The organism is Streptomyces sp. NPDC048370 (assembly GCF_043200825.1).
Classification (GTDB): Bacteria; Actinomycetota; Actinomycetes; order Streptomycetales; family Streptomycetaceae; genus Streptomyces.
The window spans coordinates 402,574-418,163 of sequence record NZ_JBICYI010000001.1 but is presented as its reverse complement, the minus strand read 5'-3'; the positions used below and the strand labels follow the sequence as shown (position 1 = coordinate 418,163).

Genomic DNA, 15,590 nt, shown 5'->3' with positions numbered 1-15,590 from the left:
GTTGCCTACGCTGTCCGTGTGACGCGTACCAGCAGCCCCCTCGCCGTATTCGACCTCGACAACACCCTCGCCTCCACGGCGCACCGGCAGCGCTTCCTGGAGCGCCGCCCGCGCGACTGGGCGGCGTTCTTCGCCGCCGCGCCGCAGGATCCGCCGCTCGCCGAGGGCGTCGCCCTGTGCGTGGAGGCCGCCGAGGAGTGCGAGGTCGTGTACCTCACGGGGCGGCCCGAGCGCTGTCGCCGGGACACCGTCGCGTGGCTCGCGGCTCACGGCCTTCCGGAGGGCGCGCTCCACATGCGGCGGGACAGGGACTTCCGCCCCGCGCGCGTGACGAAGCTGGAGATCCTGCGCCGGCTCGGCCGCGACCGTGAGGTCCGGATGCTCGTGGACGACGACGAGCTGGTCTGCGACGCGGCCGAGGCGGCGGGCTTCACGGTCGTACGGGCCCGCTGGGCGACGGCGTCGGAGGCGCTCATGGCCGCCCAGGAGAAGGAGGGCCGGACCTGACCTGCGCGGGAACGGGACCTGGATCGGGACCTGGAGGGCGCCGACCGGGACCCGGACCGGGATCGGGAGGGCGCCGACCGCGACCCGGACCGGGATCGGGAGGGCGCCGACCGCGACCCGGACCGGGAACGGCCGTCAGTCGCCGTCCTCCAGGCGGAAGCCGACCTTCAGCCCGACCTGGAAGTGCCCGATCTCGCCGTCGACGAGGTGGCCGCGGACCTGCGTGACCTCGAACCAGTCGAGGCCGCGGAGCTTCTGCGAGGCCCGCTCGATGCCGTTGCGGATGGCCTTGTCCACGCTCTCCGTGGACGTGCCGACGATCTCGGTGACGCGGTAGGTGTGGTTCGACATGGGGGCCGGATTCCTCTCCGTGGGTTTCCTCCACGGTGCCCCACCCCGCCCCGGTCCGCGACACGTCGGAGGCTCCCGCGGCCTCTCCGGCCGGTCAGTAGGCATCCCCTTCCGTCGAGGAGGTCACGACGCCGTCCTGGGTGAAGTCCAGCCGCGAGACGATCCGGTAGCGGTCGCCCCGGTACACCGAGTGGACGTACTCGACGGGCCGCCCCGAGGTGTCCAGGGTGAGGCGCTCGATCAGCAGGGCCGGGGAGAAGACGGGGATGTCGAGCAGCTCCGCCTCGTCCTCGCTGACGACGGTGGGTTCGATCGACTGCGTCGCCTCCCGGACATGGATCCGGTGGTGGTCGCGCAGATGCTCGTAGAGATCGCCGGCCTCCAGCTCCTCGGTGGTGAGCGCCGCGGGCAGCAGGTCCGCCGGGATGTGGAGATGCTCGATGGCCATGGGGGAGCCGTCGACCAGGCGGAGCCGGGCGATGTAGAGCAGCTCGGCGGCGGGGGAGACCCGGAGCTTCCTGCCGATCCGCGCCCCGGCCGCGGTCCTGGCGGACTCAAGCACCCGGCTCGACCAGGTGCCCGCCGCCCGGGGGACGGTGAACGCCGTGTCGAGCGGGACGAGTTGCTGTGTGATCTTGGCGGGGGCGACGAACGTGCCGCGCCCCTGCTCCCGTACGAGCGCGCCCGTCGCGACGAGTTCGTCGACCGCGGCGCGCAGGGTGGGGCGCGAGACGCCGAGGGTGGCGCACAGCGTGCGTTCGGACGGGATCGGTACACCGGGTCCGCGTGCCTCGATCAGGCCCAGGAGGTGCTCCCGTACCCGCTCCCGCTTCAGCACCCCGCCCGAGGGGCTGTCCTTCATGTGCTCTCCCTGGCTTCCCCGGCTCTCCTGACTGGTCAGCTGGTAAGCCCAATCCTAGCCAGAGTCTGCGGCGGGTATGTCGGTGAACAGCGCATATTTTTCAAGGGGTTGACGGTCCGATTGGTCTATGCCACCTTCTGGGCACGCAGCTGACCACCTGACCAATTGGTCAATACTTCTTCCCCGAGGTGCCCGTGAAGATCAGCTCCCTAGCCGTGCCCGTCGCCCTCGCGACCACCCTCGCCCTCTCCGTCACCGCCTGCGGCTCGACGGACGACCCGAAGGCGGGCGGTTCCGGCAAGGTCACCGTCTGGATCATGAAGGACAGCGTCACCGACGAATTCCTCACCCGCTTCCGCACCGACTTCGAGGCGACGCACCAGGGCACCACGCTCGACATCCAGATCCAGGAGTGGGACGGCATCGGCGAGAAGGTCACGGCGGCCCTGGCCAGCAAGGACGCCCCCGACGTCATCGAGGTCGGCAACACCCAGATCGCCCAGTACGCGGCGAGCGGCGGCGTCCGCGACCTCAGCGACAAGGTCGCGGACCTGGACGGCGCCGACTGGCTGCCCGGCCTCGCCGAGCCCGGCAAGGTCGAGGGCAAGCAGTACGGCATCCCCTGGTACGCCGCCAACCGCGTCGTCATCTACAACAAGGACCTCTTCGCCCGGGCCGGTGTCACCGCCCCGCCCAAGACCCGCGCCGAGTGGCTCACCGTCACCGCCGAGCTCAACAAGGGCTCGACGCAGGGCATCTACCTGCCGGGACAGAACTGGTACGCCCTCGCCGGCTTCATCTGGGAGGACGGCGGCGACCTCGCCGTACGCGACGGCAAGGAGTGGAAGGGCGCGCTCGACACCCCGCAGGCGCTCGCGGGCATGGACTTCTACCGGCAGCTCCAGGCCCTCGGCAAGGGGCCCAAGGACTCCGACGAGGCCAAGCCCCCGCAGGCCGACGTCTTCGCCAAGGGCGACGTCGCCCAGATCATCGCCGTGCCCGGCGGCGCGAAGATCGTCGAGGAGGCCAATCCGGCGCTCAAGGGCAAGCTGGGCTTCTTCCCGATCCCCGGAGCGACGGCGGACAAGCCCGGCGCCGTCTTCACCGGCGGCTCCGACCTCATCGTCCCCGAGGCCTCCGCCCACCCCGACGCCGCCTACGAGGTCGTCAAGGCGCTCGCCGGCGAGAAGTGGCAGACGGAGATGGCGAGGACGATGAGCTACGTCCCCAACCGCACCTCGCTCGCCCGCGTCATCCAGGACGACGAGGGCACCGCCGCCATGGCCGCCGGCGCGGCGCAGGGCCGTGCGACACCCAACTCTCCCCAGTGGGCGGCCGTCGAGGCCACCAACCCGATCAAGCAGTACATGACCGCCGTGCTCACCGGCACCGACCCGGCACGGGCGGCCAAGGACGCGTCGGAGAGCATCACCAAGACCCTCGGCTCGTGAGGGGAGGCCGCCGGGCCGTCCTCTGGCCCTACCTCCTCGTCGCGCCCACCGTCATCGGCGGCGCCCTGCTCCTCGGCTACCCCCTCGTCCGCAATCTGCTGATCTCCTTCCAGCACTACGGCATGGGCGAACTCATCCGAGGCGGCGCCCCGTTCGTCGGCCTCGCCAACTACCGGACCGTGCTCGCGGACCCGGAGTTCTGGGAGGTCGTCCGGCGCACCTTCTGGTGGACCCTGATCAACGTCGTCCTCATCATGGTGATCGGCACGTCGGTCGCGCTGATGATGCGTCGGCTCGGCCGGCGGATGCGGATCCTGGTGACGAGCGGACTCGTCCTGGCCTGGGCCAGCCCGGTCATCGCCACCACCACCGTCTTCCAATGGCTCTTCGCCTCCCGCCTCGGCGTCGTCAACTGGGTGCTCGTGCGCCTGGGGTTCACCTCCTACGAGGGGTACTCCTGGCTCGCCGACGGCACCGCCGCCTTCACCGTCCTCGTCCTGCTCGTGGTGTGGCAGTCGGTCCCGTTCGCCGCCATCACCCTGCACGCGGCCCTGATGACCGTGCCCGAGGAGCTGTACGAATCGGCCCGGCTCGACGGCGCCGGGGCCTGGCGGATCTTCCGCTCGATCACCCTGCCCCTGCTCCGGCCTCTCTTCGGCCTGGTCCTCTGCCTCGAAGTGATCTGGGTCTTCCGCTGCTTCGCCCAGATCTGGGCCGTCACGCGCGGAGGACCCGGCGACGCGACGACGACGCTGCCCGTCTACGCGTACCGGGTGGCCCAGTCCCTGCACCGCTACGACCTCGGCTCGGCCGTCTCGACCCTGACCGTGCTCATCCTCGTCGCCGTGCTGATCGCCTACTTCCGTCAGTTGCTCCGGCAGGAGGCCGACCGGTGACACCCCGCGTCCTGCGCCGACTTCCCCTGAACACGGCCGCTTCGATCGTCTTCGTCCTCGCCGTCTTCCCCGTGTACTGGATGGTCCTCACCGCCTTCAAGCCCACCCCCGACATCCAGGCGGAGACCCCCGTCCTCCTGCCGACCTCCCTCACCCTGGAGCACTTCGTACACGCCGTCGAGGCGGACGGATTCTGGCTCTTCTGGCGCAACAGCCTGCTCGTCACCGCCGGTTGCGTCCTGCTCGCGCTGGTCGTGGCGCTCGGCGCGGCATTCGCCGTCGCCCGCATGCGCTGGCACGGCCGCCGTGGCTTCGTCCTCATGGTCTTCATGGCCCAAATGGCACCGTGGGAAGCGCTGTTGATCCCCATGTACGTCATCGCCCGGGACGCCGACCTGCTCGACCGGCTGGCCACCCTCACCCTCATCTACTTCATGGTCACCCTGCCCTTCACCATCGTGACCCTGCGCTCCTTCCTCGCCGCCGTCCCCGCCGAACTCGAAGAGGCGGCCCAGGTCGACGGCTGCACCCGCGCCGAGGCGTTCCGCCGGGTGACGCTGCCCCTGCTCGCCCCCGGGCTCATGGCCACCTCGCTCTTCGGGTTCATCACCGCCTGGAACGAGTTCGCCTTCGCCAACATGCTCATCATCAAGAACCAGGACGACCGGACCCTGCCCGTCTGGCTCTCCTCCTTCTCCAACGTCTTCGGCACCGACTGGGGCGCCACCATGGCCGCCTCCACCCTCTTCGCCCTGCCCGTCCTCATCCTCTTCCTGGTCCTGCAGGGCCGGGTCGCCGCCGGGATGACCGGCGGAGCCGTGAAGGGATAGCGAGCCACCATGAGCACACCCCCACTCGTGCCCCAACCGACCCAACTCGCCTCGTTACCCGGCACGTTCACCTTCGCCAACGACACCGCTCTGAGGGTTGCGCCCGGCGCCCACGCCGCCGCCGAGCTGCTGCGTACGCTGCTCGGACCCGCCACAGGGCTGCCGCTGCCCGAGCGCCCCGACGGTCGCGTCGTCCTCGCCGTCGACCCCGCCCTCACCGGCCTCGGCGACGAGGGGTACGGCCTGACCATCGGCGCCCACGGGGTGCTCCTCCGCGCCGCCGACCCGCGCGGCCTGCTCGCCGGGGTCCAGACGCTCCGTCAACTCCTGCCCGTCGAGGCCCTGCTGGACCACCCCGTCACCGGGGTCGCGTGGACCGTGCCCTGCGTCCAGATCACCGACGTCCCCCGGTTCTCCTGGCGCGGCGCCATGCTCGACGTCTCCCGCACCTTCCGGTCCGTCTCCTTCCTCCGCAGATACGTCGACCTCCTCGCCCTCCACAAGCTCAACGTCCTCCACCTCCACCTCACCGACGACCAGGGCTGGCGCATGCCGGTCGCCGCCCACCCCCGGCTCACCGAGATCGGCGGCCATCCGCACGGCGGTGCCTACACCCGCCACGAACTGGCCGCCCTGGTACGGCACGCCGCCGCACGCGGGGTCACCGTCGTCCCCGAGATCGAGATGCCCGGCCACGTGAGGGCCGCGCTGGCCGCCTACCCCGCGCTCGGCAACCGGCCGGACCGTACGCTCCCCGTCTGGGACCGCTGGGGGGTGTGCGACACGGTCCTCGGGGTCCACGACGAGGTCCTGGACTTCTGCCGCGACGTCCTCGACGAGGTGATGGACGTCTTCCCCTCGCCGTACGTCCATGTCGGCGGCGAGGAGTGCCCCACCACCGAGTGGCACGCCTCGCCCGCCGCCCGCCGCCGCGCCGCCGAGGAGGGGCTCGACGGACCCGACGCCCTGCACGGCTGGTTCATGGAGCGGATCGGCAACCATCTCGTCGAGACCGGCCGCCAACCGCTCGGCTGGACCGAGACCGGCAGCGACCTCCCGCCGTACTTCACCGTCATGCCCTGGCGCGACACCGCCCACGGCCGCACCGCCGCCCGGCGCGGCCACCGGGTCGTGATGGCGCCCCACCGCTCCACCTACCTCGACTACCCACAGTCGGCGAGCCCCGACGAGCCGCCAGGCCAGCCAGGTGCCGTCGTCGACCTGCGTACGGTGCTCGGCACCGACCCCGCGCCCGTCCACTGGAGCCCCGAGGAGAGCGCGCGCGTCCTCGGCACCCAGGCCCAGCTGTGGACCGAGTACGTCCCCACCGGCGCCCACGCCGAGTACCTGGCCTTTCCCCGGCTCTGCGCCCTGGCCGAGACGGCCTGGACCGGGCGCAGGGACTGGCCCGGCTTCCAGGCACGGCTGCGCCACCACCGGACCCGGCTCGACACCCTCCGGGTGCCGCGCCGCCTTTCCCCCACCTCCGTCCAAGGAGAGGAATCCTCATGAGCACCCGAGAGAAGAACCTGCGGATACGCGCCGCGCTCGCCGTGGCCGCCGTGACAGGCCTCGGCGCCACCGCCCTGACCGCCCTTCCGGCGGCCGCGGCCGGCGAGGCCGTGACCGTGCAGTACCGGCAGAGCGCCACCGGCGGCGACCAGGTCGAGCCCTGGTTCAAGGTCGTCAACTCCGGTACGTCGAGCGTCCCGTTGAGCCAGGTGAAGCTGCGGTACTACTTCAAGGCCGACGCGGGAGCCTCGTACACCTACGCCTGCTCCTGGGCGGTGAAGGGCTGCGCGAACCTCACCGGAACCTTCGGCACGCTTGCCAACCCCACCGCGACCGCCGACCGCTATCTGGAGGTCGGCTTCACCGCCGGCGCAGGCAGTCTCGCCCCCGGCGCCGACACGGGCGACATGCAGCTGCGCTTCCACCGCTCCAACTGGCAGCCGCTGAACCAGAACGACGACTACTCCTTCGGCCCCACCCGGACGACGTACGCGAACTGGAGCAAGGTCACCGCGACCGTCGGCGGTGTGCAGGTCTGGGGCACGGCGCCCGCGGGCAACGAGCCCACCCCGACCCCGACCGACCCCACCACCCCGCCGCCCACCGGAGGACCGGCGCTCTTCGACGACTTCGACTACACCGGCCACACCGACCCGGCGATCGCCGCCCACGGCTGGAGCGTGCGGTCCAACTCCGGCGGTCCCGGCGTGCCCGGCGCCACCTGGGCGCCCGAGAACGTGACCTTCGCGAAGGAGGGCACCAACTCGATCATGAACCTGCGGACCTCGACCGCGGGCACCGCCGAGTCGACCCGGATGACCGAGATCCTCACCCGTTCCATGAAGTTCAGGAACGGCACGTACGCGGCCCGCGTCCGCTTCTCCGACGCCCCGCTCTCCGGACCGGACGGCGACCGGCTCGTCCAGACCTTCTTCACCATCAACGACCTGAAGGCGCCGATGGCGGACGACTACGCCGAGTACGACTTCGAGTACCTGCCCAACGGCGGCTGGGGCGAGCCCGCGAACATCCTCTACACCACTTCGTGGGAGACCTACCGGCCCGACCCGTGGGAGGCGGTCAACCAGCACTCCGAGGTCCGGGCGAGCTACGCCGGCTGGCACGACCTCGTCCTGACCATCGACGACAACACGATCGTCTACTACGTCGACGGCCAGGAGTTCGGCCGCCACGACGCCCGCTATCTCCCCGAGCGCCCGATGTCCATCAACTTCAACCAGTGGCTCATCGACCTCGCCGGTCAGACCTCGACCACGGCGCGGTCCTACGACCAGAAGGTCGACTACGTCCTGCACGTGAAGGACCAGGTCCTCACCCCGGCGCAGGTGGCGGCCAAGGTCGCCGCGTACCGCACGTCGGGCACGGCCTTCGAGGACTCCGTACCGGCAGTCTGACGCCGCGGACCCCCACGGTCCTACCCGGGGTAACGGGCAGGCGTGTGTCGCACGCCTGCCCGGAACCAGATCGTCCGGGGCTTGACCACTCCGTTGGTCCAGACCAGAATCCAACCCACACACCCGCACGAACACGCCGTTCGGTCCCCCCACGACGGGTCAGCTCCCCACCGCACTCCATTCATGGAACGCAGAAGGTGACCTACGTGAAGAACCGACACCTGCTCTGTCCCCTGGCAGCCGCCACGGCCCTCGCCCTCGCCGGCTGCGGGCTCCTCCCCGGCGACGAAGGGACCCGCACGGTCAACGTCTGGCTGATGCGCGACAGCGTCAGCGAGGACTTCCTCCAGCGCTTCACCGCCGACTACGAGGCCCAGCACGAGGGCGTCGAGCTGAAGTTCACCTTCCAGGAGTGGACGGGCATCGGCAAGAAGGTCACCGAGGCGATCCGGGGGCAGGGCGGCCCCGACGTCATCGAGGTCGGCAACACCCAGGTCGCCCAGTACGCGGACACCGACAAGCTCTACGACCTGACCCTGGAGTCCGTGCGCGACCTCGGCAGCGAGGACTGGCTGCCCGGCCTCGCCGAGCCCGGCCGCATCGGCGGCACCCAGTACGGCATCCCCTGGTACGCCGCCAACCGTGTGGTGATCTACCACAAGGACCTCTTCGCGCAGGCCGGCCTCACCAAGCCGCCCGCCACCCGGGCCCAGTGGCTCGACGACACCGAGAAGCTCAACCGCAACGGCTCCCAGGGCATCTACCTCGCGGGACAGGACTGGTACACCCTCGCCGGCTTCATCTGGGACGAGGGCGGCCAACTGGCCGAGGACAAGGGCAGCGAGTGGACCGGCGCCCTGGACAGCCCCGCCGCGCTGCGCGGCATGGACTTCTACAAGAACCTGCAGTCGCTCGGCTCCGGGCCCAAGAACGCCGACGAGCAGACACCGCCCCAGGCCGAGGTCTTCGCCAAGGGCGACGTCGCCCAGATCATCGCCACCCCGAGCGCCGTCGCCGCCATCACCAAGGCCAACCCGGGGCTCAAGGACAAGCTCGGCTTCTTCCCGATACCGGGCAAGAAGGCCGGGCAGCCCTGCGCGGTCTTCACCGGCGGCTCCGACCTGATCGTCCCCGAGAACGCGCCCGAGCGGAACGCCGCCATCGAGGTCGTCAAGGCGCTGGCCGGCGAGAAGTGGCAGACGGAACTGGCCCGCGCCATGAACTACGTCCCCAACAAGACCTCCCTCGCCTCGGTCGTCGAGGGGCAGGAAGCCACCGCCGTCATGGCCGTCGGCGCCGCACGCGGCAAGGCCACGCCGAACTCACCGCAGTGGGCCGACGTCGAGGCCGCCAACCCGATCAAGCCCTACATGACGGCCGTGCTCCAGGGCGAGGACCCGAAGGAGGCCGCCGAGGCCGCGTCGGCACGGATCACCGAGGCACTCGCCGAGTAGCGCGGGCTGCGCCGACCGGCGGGGGCTGCGGCGACGGGCGCGGGCTGCGGCGACGGGCGCGGGCTGCGCCGACCAGCATTCAGCGCTTACACACCCGCGATCCCCCGAACGGTCATGTCGAATCCAATCGGCCACGGAAGAAGTAAGGAGCCGGACCACCGCTCACCCGGTCCGGCCCTCACCGTCCCCCTTCCGTACGCCGGAGGAGCCCGACATGCCCGCACCCTCACCCGCAGCCGCTGTCGCACCCGCTGTCCCCGTCCCCGCCGGTGTTCCCCTCCTGAGCGCCCCCCTGGCGAGCGCCCCGCTCACCGGGGTCCCGGCGCAACCGCAGCCGCAGCCGCAGCCCCTGGCCGCGGACCGGCCCGCGGAGGAGCCCCGCTACATCGTCTGTCTCGCCCGCGACCAGGACGACGTCCGCGCCGCCCAGCGCCTGCGTCACCAGGTCTTCGCCGGTGAGATGGGCGCCCACCTCGACGGACCCGAGCCGGGCCTCGACATCGACGCCTTCGACGCGTACTGCGACCACCTGCTCGTCCGCGAGGAGGCCACGGGCGAGGTCGTCGGCACCTACCGCGTGCTGCCGCCCGACCGCGCCCGGATCGCCGGACGCCTGTACTCCGAGAGCGAGTTCGACCTCGGCCGCCTCGGCTCCATCCGGGACGACCTCGTCGAGGTCGGCCGCTCCTGCGTCCACCCCGCGCACCGCAACGGCGCCGTCATCGCCCTCATCTGGGCCGGGCTCGCCCGCTACATGACCCGCACCGGCCACAACTGGCTCGCCGGGTGCTGCTCGATACCGCTGGCCGACGGGGGCGCGCTCGCCGCCGCCACCTGGGACCGGGTCAAGGCCAAGCACCTCGCCCCCGAGGAGTACTGGGTCACCCCGCACAAGCTCTGGACCCCCGACGGGATCACCCGCCCCGAGGGCCGCGTCGAGCTCCCGCCGCTGCTGCGCGGCTACATCCGGCTCGGGGCCTGGGTCTGCGGCGCGCCCGCGCACGACGTCGACTTCGGTGTCGCGGACCTCTACGTCCTGCTGTCCCTGCGCAACACCAACCCCCGCTATCTGCGCCACTTCCTCTCCCTCGCCCCGGCGCAGTGACCACCGCCGGCCCCGTCAACCCCTGGCTGCCGACATCGCCGTGCGCGCCCGACGCCTGCGCGCGGCACTCCGGCCCGGTCGCCGGGTCCGTCCTGGCGGCGGTCCGGCTGGCCGCGGGCCTCACCGCCGTCCTCGCCGGAGTGCTGCTCGCGCCCCTGACGGCGCTGCTGCCGGCGGCGGGCCGGCGGGCGCTCGTCCGCGTGTGGTGCCGGGTGGTCCTCCGCGCCTTCGGCGTCCGTACGAAGGTCACCGGTGCCCCGGTCCCCGCGGACGGGCCGTTCCTGATCGTCGCCAACCACATCTCCTGGCTGGACATCCCGCTCGTCGCGTCCGTCCTGCCGGGGCGCATGCTCGCCAAGCGGGAGGTCCGCCAGTGGCCGGTGCTCGGCCCGCTCGCGGCGCGGGGCGGCACCCTCTTCATCGACCGCGACCGGCTGCGCGCCCTGCCCGAGACCGTCCGGACGATGGCCGGGGCCATGGCGGGCGGCGGCCGGGTGATCGTCTTCCCCGAGGGCTCGACCTGGTGCGGCCGGGGCGGCGGAGCCTTCCGGCACGCGGCCTTCCAGGCGGCTCTCGACGCCTCCGTACCGGTGCTTCCGGTACGACTTGAGTACCGGCCGGTCGGGCCCGCCGCGTTCGTGGGGGAGGATCCGCTGGCCGCCTCGCTGTGGCGGATCGTGGCCGCCCGCGGACTCACCGCCGAGATTCGGATACTGGATCCAATATCCACGATCCAATATCCGAACCGTCGTGCGCTCGCTCAGGCGGCTCAGCGCGCCGTCGCGAGCGACAGCGCGAAGCGTCCCTCCTTGTCCGTCCACCAGCGGGTCAGTTCGAGCCCGGCCTCGGCCAGCTCCGCGCGCACACCCGCCTGACGGAACTTCGCCGACACCTCCGTCCGCATCTCCTCGCCCGCCTCGAACGGCACGACGAGATCCAGCTGCGGGATCTTCACCGTGAGCGCGTGACGCGCCCGCAGCCGCATCTCGATCCACTCGCGCTCCCGGTCCCAGAGCGCCACGTGGTCGAAGTCGTCCGCCCGGACGTCCGCGTCCAGCTCACGGGCGATCACGGTCAACACGTTCTTGTTGAACGCCGCCGTCACCCCGGCCGCGTCGTCGTACGCGGCGACCAGCGTCGCCTCGTCCTTCACCAGGTCCGTGCCGAGCAGCAGCGCGTCGCCCGGCGCCAGCATCGCCCGTACCGAACGCAGGAACAGCTCGCGCTCGGCCGGCAGCAGATTGCCGATCGTCCCGCCGAGGAACGCCACCAGGCGCGGCCCCGGCGTCCCGGGCAGGGCGAGGCCACGGGTGAAGTCGGCGACCAGGGCGTGGATGTGCAGCCCCGGCCGCTCCGCGAGCAACGCGTCGGCCGCCCCCTTCAGCGCCGACTCGCTCACGTCCACCGGGACGTAGCTGTCGAGCTCCGGCAGCAGCGCGTCGATCAGGAAGCGGGTCTTCTCCGAGGAGCCCGAACCCAGCTCGATCAGGGTCCGCGCCCCCGTCACCGCCGCGATCTCCGGCGCACGCTCGATCAGGATCTCCCGCTCGGCACGGGTCGGGTAGTACTCCGGCAGCCGGGTGATCTCCTCGAACAGTTCACTGCCGCGCGCGTCGTAGAACCACTTCGGCGGCAGCTCCTTCGGCGTACGGGTCAGACCGTGGAGCACGTCGGCGCGCAGATCGGCATCCGTGGCGTCCTCGGGAAGGGTGCGGGTCAGCTGGAACGGACTCACGAGGAGGGCTCCTTGAGCGAGGTGAGGGTGACGTCGGTACGGGTGGCGGTCAGCAGCGTGCGGTCCGGCACCTCGTGCCAGCGCGGATCGTCGTCGTACGGTTCGGAGGCGACGACCGTGCGGGCGGCGCCCGGCGGACCGGGCTCCGTCCGGTACCAGAGGGAGTCCCCCCAGGCGGTCGCCGCGATGGTGGCGCCGTCGGTGAGCAGCAGGTTCAGCCGGGAACCGGGGGCCGCCTCCGCGACCTCCACCACGGTGTCCCCGAGCGCCCGGTCCAGGCCGTCGCCCGCCCGCAGCCGGTGCAGCACCAGCGCCCACACCAGGGCCGAGTCGGTACGCGCCTCCAGGGCGAGCAGCTCGGCGGCCGGCAGCCCCGCCGCCGGCGGGGCGAGCGAACCGGGCCAGCCCCGCACGGCCCCGTTGTGGCTGAACAGCCACGGCCCCGAGGCGAAGGGGGCCGCCGCGGCCTCCCCGTCCGCCCCCGGCACCGTCGCGTCCCGTACCGCCGCGAGGAACGCCTCGGCACGCACCACGCGCGCGAGGTCCGCGAACGGGGCATCGGCCCAGATCGGCACGGCCCGCCGATAGCGCCCGGGAACGGGATCGCCCTCGGCGTACCAGCCGACGCCGAACCCGTCCGCGTTGACCGTGCCGTACCGCTGTCGGCGCGGCTCCCAGGACTGCCGGTACAGCGCGTGCGGCGGCCGCGTCAGCAGCTCGCCGAGCGCCACCGGCGGCCCCAGATAGGCCAGATGACGGCACATCAGGCCAGCTCCGCGTCCCGTGCGGTCCGGAAACCGGAGAAGATCTGCCGACGCACCGGCAGGTCCCAGTTGCGGAACGTACCCCGGCAGGCCACCGCGTCCACCGCGAACGACCCACCGCGCAACACCTTGTGAGCGGGGCCGAAGAACACCTCCGAGTACTCCTTGTACGGGAAGGCGGTGAACCCCGGATACGGCAGGAAGTCACTGGACGTCCACTCCCACACGTCCCCGATCAACTGCCGTACCCCGAGCGGCGACGCGCCCTCCGGATAGCTGCCCGCCGGAGCCGGCCGCAGGTGCCGCTGGCCGAGATTGGCGTGCTCGGGAGCCGGGTCGGCGTCGCCCCAGGGGTAGCGGCGCGAACGCCCGGTCGACGGGTCGTGCCGGGCCGCCTTCTCCCACTCGGCCTCCGTGGGCAGCCTGCGCCCGGCCCAGCGGGCGTAGGCGTCCGCCTCGTACCAACTGACGTGCACCACCGGCTCGTCCTCGGGCACCGGCTCCGTCACACCGAACCGCCGCCGCATCCACTGCCCGCCGTCCCGCCGCCAGAACAGCGGCGCGGCGATCTCGTGCTTCCGGATCTGCTCCCAGCCCTCCGCCTGCCACCACCGCTCGTCCGTGTAGCCGCCGTCGGTCACGAACGCCATGTAGGCGCCGTTGGTGACCGGCACGGTGTCGATGAAGAACGACGGCACGACCCGGGTGTGCGCAGGCCGTTCGTTGTCCAGCGCCCACGCCTCGTCCGAGGTGCCCATCGTGAACGCCCCTCCGGGCACCAGGACTTCGGCGGCGAGAGGGCCGATGTCCGTGGCGGGCGGCGGGGGAGCGGTCAGCGCCTGCGGCCCCTTCCGTAGCTGATGGGTGATCAGCATCGTCTCGTCGTGCTGCTGTTCGTGCTGCGCGACCATCCCGAAGGCGAACGCCGCCTCCACCAGCGGCCGTCCCTCCAACGGGGCCCGCTCCAGGACGTCCAGGACCCGGCCCCGTACGTCCGAGGCGTACGCGCGGGCCTCGGCGGGCGGCAGCAGCGGCAGCGTGGGACGGGTGGCGCGGGGGTGCTCGAAGGCGTCGTAGATCGAGTCGATCTCCGGGCGCAGCGGGTCACGGCCCGCCACCGCCCGCCACAGCCACTGCTCCTCCTGGTTGCCGATATGGGCCAGGTCCCACACGAGCGGAGACATCAACGGCGAGTGCTGCGCGGTGAGTTCGTCGTCCTCGACACAGGAGGTCAGGAGCGCCGTACGGGCCCGCGCGGTGGTGAGCGCGTCCAGCGCACGCCGCCGCAGGGCCGTCGGGTCGTCGATCACGGTCATGACGCCACCTCCAGGAGGTCGTCGGCGGGACAGCTGCCGGACAGGACGTAGCGCTCATGGAAGGCGGCCACCGCGCCGACGACGGCCGGGCTCGCCCCGATCCGCGGCAACGCCTCCAGCGCGGCCGGGAACGCGACCAGCGCCGCGGCGTGCAGGTCCGGGTCCGTGAGCCCGTCCCGGGCGGCCGCGAGCCAGAGCGGATTGCGCGGAGCGGCCAGCGAACCCGCCCGCTCCGCCAGAGGTTTGACGGCCCGGTAGATCGATTCCGCCGCCTCCGGATCCTCGAAGAGTGCCGTGGTCACGGCCACCGGCACGACCCAGCCGTCCGGACCGGGCTGAGCGTCGATCATCCGCAGCTCCAGATGCCCGCGCGGCCGCACCGGAGGGAAGAGGGTGGTCATGTGATAGCGCAGATCGTCCTCGTCGGCCGGCCGGGGGCGCCCGGTGCGCAGCCACTCACGGAAGGTGAGCCCCTCAGGAACGACCCACGGCGCGTCCTCGTCCTCGCCGCGTACGCACATCACCGGGGTGTCGAGGACGTGTGCCGCCCAGGCGTCGCGCGGCTCGCGGTCCGGGTCGGGCGCGAGGGACCGCGCCGGGTCGAGGTCGGCCCACAGGGACTGCCGGGTCGAGCGCCAGCCGGTGCGGCGCCCCCCGTGGACGGGAGAGTTGGCGAAGGCGGCCACGAGCACCGCGCCCAGCAAATGGGCCAGCTGCCAGCGGCGGTGGTATCCGAGCGGCCCCGGCTCCTCGTGGCCGGCGTCCAGGCAGACCTGCACGGAGGCCGAGTCACGCATCATGGCCCGGCCGGCGGGGCCCGTACGGTCGAGAGCGGTCTCCATGGCTTCGTAGCGGGGCTCCCGCAGGAGCCGCTCGCGCTGGGCGGTCCAGGGGTCGACCCCGTAACCACTGAGGGAGAGCCCGAGCGGGGAGAGCGCGTCACGCACCATGCCCAGATCGACCGAGAGGGTGTCGACGCAGCTCATCAGGGAGTCGGCGGGAGGCGAGCTGAGCTCCAGCTGCCCGCCGGGTTCGAGAGTGATCGGCGAGGCCAGCGGCAGGGACCTCACGGTGTCGACGGCCAGGGCCAGTCGTTCGGACGGGACGGGAAGCCGCGGGTCACGCAGCTCGTGGACGAGCCATTCCACTTCCACCCCGACCGTGCGGGGTGGGCCCGTCTTGAAGCAGATACATCGCAGCAGGTCCTCGGCCTCGTCCTCGCTGATGGCCGGACCGTTCCGCGGTATACCGCTCGGCGACATGTCGTTTCCTCCCGTTCCTCTAGGCGCTGATTCCACCTAAAGCCACCGCCGACGGGCGTGCAAGAGCGCCTCATCGGCCTCACGGTGAATATCCCGTTGCCCTCGGAGGCCGGAGTCGATCATGCTTTCG

The 15,590-nt window shown here is 71.9% G+C and carries 15 protein-coding genes; 9 read left to right on the top strand and 6 right to left on the bottom strand.

All coding sequences use genetic code 11. From position 1 onward, the window contains the following. The first annotated feature begins 18 nt into the window (after positions 1-18). Complete coding sequence (locus tag ACGFYP_RS01780; RefSeq protein WP_393485296.1) at positions 19-507, top strand: hypothetical protein; 489 nt, start codon at positions 19-21, stop codon at positions 505-507. A 135-nt stretch (positions 508-642) separates the two neighbouring features. Here the strand turns inward: ACGFYP_RS01780 and ACGFYP_RS01775 are convergent, their stop codons facing one another. Together ACGFYP_RS01775 and ACGFYP_RS01770 are read right to left on the bottom strand one after the other, a co-directional pair. Next, positions 643-858, bottom strand: coding sequence for a dodecin (locus tag ACGFYP_RS01775; protein WP_361967431.1), 216 nt, complete (start codon positions 856-858; stop codon positions 643-645). A 94-nt stretch (positions 859-952) separates the two neighbouring features. Continuing rightward, complete coding sequence (locus tag ACGFYP_RS01770) at positions 953-1,720, bottom strand: GntR family transcriptional regulator (RefSeq protein WP_361967433.1); 768 nt, start codon at positions 1,718-1,720, stop codon at positions 953-955. A 194-nt stretch (positions 1,721-1,914) separates the two neighbouring features. Here ACGFYP_RS01770 and ACGFYP_RS01765 point away from each other — a divergent pair, with 194 nt between their 5' ends. The 8 genes from ACGFYP_RS01765 (at position 1,915) to ACGFYP_RS01730 (ending at position 11,258) form a co-directional block, all read left to right on the top strand. Next, positions 1,915-3,171, top strand: coding sequence for an extracellular solute-binding protein (locus ACGFYP_RS01765; protein ID WP_393485295.1), 1,257 nt, complete (start codon positions 1,915-1,917; stop codon positions 3,169-3,171). After that, on the top strand, positions 3,168-4,067 hold the full coding sequence (locus ACGFYP_RS01760; RefSeq protein WP_393485294.1) for a carbohydrate ABC transporter permease: 900 nt from the start codon (positions 3,168-3,170) through the stop codon (positions 4,065-4,067). Before ACGFYP_RS01765 ends, ACGFYP_RS01760 begins: the two co-directional genes overlap by 4 nt. Continuing rightward, complete coding sequence (locus tag ACGFYP_RS01755) at positions 4,064-4,897, top strand: carbohydrate ABC transporter permease (RefSeq protein WP_393485293.1); 834 nt, start codon at positions 4,064-4,066, stop codon at positions 4,895-4,897. The genes ACGFYP_RS01760 and ACGFYP_RS01755 overlap by 4 nt, the downstream gene beginning before the upstream one ends. A 9-nt stretch (positions 4,898-4,906) precedes the next feature. Further along, positions 4,907-6,409 (top strand): beta-N-acetylhexosaminidase, encoded by a 1,503-nt coding sequence (locus ACGFYP_RS01750; protein WP_393485292.1) that lies wholly within the window; start codon positions 4,907-4,909, stop codon positions 6,407-6,409. Next, the gene (locus tag ACGFYP_RS01745; RefSeq protein WP_393485291.1) at positions 6,406-7,824 is read left to right on the top strand and encodes a cellulose binding domain-containing protein; all 1,419 of its coding nucleotides are present in this window, start codon (positions 6,406-6,408) and stop codon (positions 7,822-7,824) included. The genes ACGFYP_RS01750 and ACGFYP_RS01745 overlap by 4 nt, the downstream gene beginning before the upstream one ends. Positions 7,825-8,030: 206 nt before the next feature. Next, positions 8,031-9,278 (top strand): extracellular solute-binding protein, encoded by a 1,248-nt coding sequence (locus ACGFYP_RS01740; protein WP_393485290.1) that lies wholly within the window; start codon positions 8,031-8,033, stop codon positions 9,276-9,278. Positions 9,279-9,492: 214 nt separating this feature from the next. Continuing rightward, positions 9,493-10,383 carry a GNAT family N-acetyltransferase gene (locus ACGFYP_RS01735; protein WP_393485289.1) on the top strand — a complete coding sequence of 297 codons (891 nt, stop codon included), beginning with the start codon at positions 9,493-9,495 and terminating at the stop codon, positions 10,381-10,383. After that, complete coding sequence (locus ACGFYP_RS01730; RefSeq protein ID WP_393485288.1) at positions 10,380-11,258, top strand: lysophospholipid acyltransferase family protein; 879 nt, start codon at positions 10,380-10,382, stop codon at positions 11,256-11,258. Before ACGFYP_RS01735 ends, ACGFYP_RS01730 begins: the two co-directional genes overlap by 4 nt. Here the strand turns inward: ACGFYP_RS01730 and egtD are convergent. Genes egtD through egtA form a run of 4 tightly spaced genes read right to left on the bottom strand, consistent with a single transcriptional unit; the run spans position 11,153 to position 15,460 of the window. Then, positions 11,153-12,118, bottom strand: coding sequence for an L-histidine N(alpha)-methyltransferase (gene egtD / locus ACGFYP_RS01725; RefSeq protein ID WP_393485287.1), 966 nt, complete (start codon positions 12,116-12,118; stop codon positions 11,153-11,155). The genes ACGFYP_RS01730 and egtD overlap by 106 nt on opposite strands. Next, complete coding sequence (gene egtC / locus ACGFYP_RS01720) at positions 12,115-12,882, bottom strand: ergothioneine biosynthesis protein EgtC (RefSeq protein ID WP_393485286.1); 768 nt, start codon at positions 12,880-12,882, stop codon at positions 12,115-12,117. The genes egtD and egtC overlap by 4 nt, the downstream gene beginning before the upstream one ends. After that, on the bottom strand, positions 12,882-14,198 hold the full coding sequence (egtB, locus tag ACGFYP_RS01715) for an ergothioneine biosynthesis protein EgtB (RefSeq protein ID WP_393485285.1): 1,317 nt from the start codon (positions 14,196-14,198) through the stop codon (positions 12,882-12,884). The genes egtC and egtB overlap by 1 nt, the downstream gene beginning before the upstream one ends. Then, positions 14,195-15,460 carry an ergothioneine biosynthesis glutamate--cysteine ligase EgtA gene (gene egtA / locus ACGFYP_RS01710; RefSeq protein WP_393485284.1) on the bottom strand — a complete coding sequence of 422 codons (1,266 nt, stop codon included), beginning with the start codon at positions 15,458-15,460 and terminating at the stop codon, positions 14,195-14,197. The genes egtB and egtA overlap by 4 nt, the downstream gene beginning before the upstream one ends. Positions 15,461-15,590: the final 130 nt, after the last annotated feature.

What these genes read in the sequence shown, in the direction of transcription:
- ACGFYP_RS01775 (WP_361967431.1), bottom strand. Translation starts at nt 858, where the DNA reads ATGTCGAACCACACCTACCGCGTCACCGAGATCGTCGGCACGTCCACG.
- ACGFYP_RS01770 (WP_361967433.1), bottom strand. Translation starts at nt 1,720, where the DNA reads ATGAAGGACAGCCCCTCGGGCGGGGTGCTGAAGCGGGAGCGGGTACGG.
- ACGFYP_RS01750 (WP_393485292.1), top strand. Translation starts at nt 4,907, where the DNA reads ATGAGCACACCCCCACTCGTGCCCCAACCGACCCAACTCGCCTCGTTA.
- ACGFYP_RS01745 (WP_393485291.1), top strand. Translation starts at nt 6,406, where the DNA reads ATGAGCACCCGAGAGAAGAACCTGCGGATACGCGCCGCGCTCGCCGTG.
- ACGFYP_RS01735 (WP_393485289.1), top strand. Translation starts at nt 9,493, where the DNA reads ATGCCCGCACCCTCACCCGCAGCCGCTGTCGCACCCGCTGTCCCCGTC.
- egtC (WP_393485286.1), bottom strand. Translation starts at nt 12,882, where the DNA reads ATGTGCCGTCATCTGGCCTATCTGGGGCCGCCGGTGGCGCTCGGCGAG.
- egtB (WP_393485285.1), bottom strand. Translation starts at nt 14,198, where the DNA reads ATGACCGTGATCGACGACCCGACGGCCCTGCGGCGGCGTGCGCTGGAC.
- egtA (WP_393485284.1), bottom strand. Translation starts at nt 15,460, where the DNA reads ATGTCGCCGAGCGGTATACCGCGGAACGGTCCGGCCATCAGCGAGGAC.